Genomic DNA, 286 nt, shown 5'->3' with positions numbered 1-286 from the left:
TCCGGATCCAGCGGCCCCGTCCCCAGCACCTCCAGCGCCGCCCGACGCACATCCTCATCGTCGTCGCCGACCGCCCGCTCCAACGCCAGCGCCCGAACCTCCGGATCCAGCGGCTCGCCCCCCAGCACCTCCAGCGCCGCCTGCCTAACGACAGCGTTATCGTCGCCAGCGGCCCGCTCCAACGCCAGCGCCCGAACCTCCGGATCCAGCGGCCCCGTCCCCAGCACCTCCAGCGCCGCCCGACGCACATCCTCATCGTCGTCGCCGACCGCCCGCTCCAACGCCA

1 protein-coding gene is annotated in these 286 nt (G+C 73.8%); it reads right to left on the bottom strand.

Annotated features, from left to right (window positions below; all coding sequences use genetic code 11):
* Positions 1–286: HEAT repeat domain-containing protein (locus tag FLX07_RS36185; RefSeq protein ID WP_208762593.1), on the bottom strand; the 286-nt coding region annotated here is incomplete at both ends.

The sequence above is a fragment of the Microbispora bryophytorum genome (assembly GCF_006874465.1).
Lineage (GTDB): Bacteria > Actinomycetota > Actinomycetes > Streptosporangiales > Streptosporangiaceae > Microbispora > Microbispora bryophytorum.
The sequence above is the reverse complement of the archived record's forward strand: the minus strand, read 5'-3'. Positions and strand labels throughout refer to the sequence as shown.